The 3,323-nt window shown below is 64.0% G+C and carries 1 protein-coding gene; it reads left to right on the top strand.

Annotated elements, in window-relative coordinates; all coding sequences use genetic code 11:
- Positions 1 to 3,197: DNA-directed RNA polymerase subunit beta' (gene rpoC, locus AC5JJ6_RS05285; RefSeq protein ID WP_496041039.1), on the top strand; the 3,197-nt coding region annotated here is incomplete at its 5' end.
- Between the last annotated feature and the right edge of the window lie 126 nt (positions 3,198 to 3,323).

Raw genomic sequence — 3,323 nt, 5'->3', positions numbered from 1 at the left:
AGGGCAAGCAGGGCCGGTTCCGGCAGAACCTGCTCGGCAAGCGCGTCGACTATTCCGGCCGTTCGGTCATCGTGGTCGGTCCGGAGCTGAAGCTGCACCAGTGCGGCCTGCCCAAGAAGATGGCGCTTGAGCTGTTCAAGCCCTTCATCTACGCCAAGCTCGAGCTGTACGGGATGGCTTCGACCATCAAGGCGGCGAAGCGCATGGTGGAGAAGGAGCGTCCGGAAGTCTGGGACATCCTGGAAGAGGTCATCCGCGAGCATCCGGTGCTGCTGAACCGCGCACCGACCCTGCACCGGCTGGGCATCCAGGCGTTCGAGCCGACGCTGATCGAAGGCAAGGCGATCCAGCTGCATCCGCTGGTCTGCACGGCCTTCAATGCCGACTTCGACGGCGACCAGATGGCGGTCCACGTGCCGCTGTCGCTGGAAGCCCAGCTCGAAGCGCGCGTCCTGATGATGTCGACCAACAACATCCTGTCGCCCGCCAACGGCAAGCCGATCATCGTTCCCAGCCAGGACATCGTCCTGGGTCTGTACTACATCACGATGGACCGGCCGGGCGAAAAGGGCGAGGGCATGGCTTTCGCCAATGTCGGCGAGATCCAGCAGGCGCTCGACAGCAAGGCCGTCAGCATGCACGCACGCGTCAAGGCGCGGTACAAGACGATCGACGATGAGGGCAACCCCATCACCGTTCGCCTGGAGACCACGCCGGGCCGCATGCTGCTGTCCGAGATCCTGCCGCGCAACAAGATGGTGCCGTTCTCGGTCATCAACCGCGTGCTGACCAAGAAGGAGATCACCAACGTCATCGATCTGGTCTACCGTCACTGCGGCCAGAAAGAGACGGTGATCTTCGCCGACCGCCTGATGAAGCTGGGCTTCGGCCACGCCTGCCGCGCCGGCATCTCGTTCGGCAAGGACGACATGGTCATCCCGCCGGAAAAGGCGGCTCTGGTCGCCGACGCCCAGGAGCGGGTCAAGGAGTACGAGCAGCAGTATCTGGACGGCCTGATCACCCAGGGCGAAAAGTACAACAAGGTCGTCGACGTCTGGTCGGACACCACCGAAAAGGTGGCGAACGCGATGATGGACGTGATCAAGAAGGACCGTCCGGGTCAGGGCATCAACTCGGTCTACATGATGGCGCACTCCGGTGCGCGTGGTTCGGCGGCTCAGATCAAGCAGCTTGCCGGCATGCGCGGCCTGATGGCCAAGCCGTCGGGTGAGATCATCGAGACGCCGATCATCTCGAACTTCAAGGAAGGCCTGACCGTGCTGGAGTACTTCAACTCCACCCACGGTGCCCGTAAGGGTCTGGCCGACACCGCCTTGAAGACGGCGAACTCGGGTTACCTGACCCGTCGTCTGGTTGACGTGGCGCAGGACGCGATCATCGTCGAAGTCGATTGCGGCACCACCGACGGCATCACCGTCAAGGCCGTGATCGACGGCGGCGAGGTGATCTCGCCCCTGTCGGAGCGTATCCTCGGCCGTACCTCGGCGATCGATCTGAAGAACCCGCTGACCGGCGAAGTGGTCGTCGGCGCCGGCGAACTGATCGACGAGGCGCTGGTGGACAAGGTCGAGCAGGCCGGCATCGACTCGGTGCTGATCCGTTCGATCCTGACCTGCCACACCCGCGACGGCGTCTGCGCCAAGTGCTACGGCCGCGATCTGGCCCGTGGCACGCTGGTCAACGTCGGTGAGGCCGTCGGCGTCATCGCCGCCCAGTCGATCGGCGAGCCGGGCACGCAGCTCACGATGCGTACCTTCCATATCGGCGGTGCCGCCCAGCGCGGCGCCGAGCAGTCCTCGGTCGAGGCGGCGTTCGATGCGACCTTGCAGATCAAGAACCGCAACGTCGTCATGAACTCCGAAGGCGTGCCCGTCGTGATGGGCCGTAACTGCGAACTGGTGCTGGTGGACGATCAGGGCCGCGAGAAGGCGCGTCACCGTATTCCCTACGGTGCCAAGCTGCTGGCGGGCGAGAACGAGAAGGTCGTGCGCGGTCACAAGCTGGCCGAGTGGGACCCGTACACCCTGCCGATCATCACCGAGCGCGAGGGTGTCGCCGCCTATGTCGATCTGATCGAGGGCGTCTCCGTCCGCGAAGTGATGGACGAGGCGACCGGCATTTCGAGCAAGGTCGTGGTCGATTGGCGGCAGCAGCCGCGCGGTGCCGACCTCAAGCCGCGCATCACCTTGCGCGACGAGAAGGGCGACATCGTCAAGCTGCCCAACGGCGTCGAAGCGCGTTACTACCTGTCGGTCGATGCCATCCTGTCGATCGAGAACGGTGCCCGCGTCCGGGCAGGCGACACGCTGGCTCGTATCCCGCGTGAAGGCTCCAAGACGCGTGACATCACCGGTGGTCTGCCGCGCGTCGCCGAGCTGTTCGAAGCCCGCCGTCCCAAGGACTTCGCGATCATCTCGGAGACCGACGGACGGGTCGAGTTCGGCAAGGACTACAAGACGAAGCGCCGGATCGTGGTCGTCCCGAATGACGAGAGCGAGCAGCCCAAGGAATACCTGATTCCCAAGGGCAAGCACATCTCGGTTCAGGAAGGCGACTACGTCCAGCGTGGCGACCTGCTGATGGACGGCAACCCCGTGCCGCACGACATCCTGGCGGTCATGGGTGTGGAGGCGCTGGCCGCCTACCTCACCAATGAGATCCAGGAGGTCTATCGCTTGCAGGGCGTGAAGATCAACGACAAGCACATCGAGGTGATCGTTCGCCAGATGCTGCAAAAGGTCGAGATCGAGGACGCCGGCGATACCACCTTCCTGGTGGGCGAGCAGGTGGACCGTCAGGAGTTCGACATCGAGAACGAGAAGGTCATTGCGGAAGCGGGTGCCGATGGCGTCCAGCTCCGTGCGGCGAAGGCACGGCCTGTCCTCCAGGGCATCACCAAGGCTTCGTTGCAGACCAAGTCGTTCATCTCCGCCGCGTCGTTCCAGGAAACGACCCGCGTGCTGACCGAGGCAGCAGTCTCGGGCCGCGTGGACAACCTGGACGGCCTGAAGGAGAACGTGATCGTCGGCCGCCTGATCCCCGCCGGTACGGGTTCGGTCGTCAACCGTCTGAAGCAGATCGCCGCCGAGCGCGACCGGGAAACCACCCATGTCGAGCACGACGGCAGCGAGAGCGTCATGCCGGGCCTGCCGGAAAACCGGCCCAACGTGGCGTAAGCTGCGGGTGTGATGTGTGAAATGGAAAAGGCCGCTCCGGGAAACCGGGGCGGCCTTTTTCTGTGGCTATCTTCAGCACTGCGCGACTGAGGCTCAACCCTTGAACCAGTTCTCCATCTTGAGATC

This window comes from Skermanella sp. (genome assembly GCF_059503625.1).
Note: the sequence above shows the minus strand (reverse complement) of the source record. Positions and strands in the feature narration are given on the sequence as shown.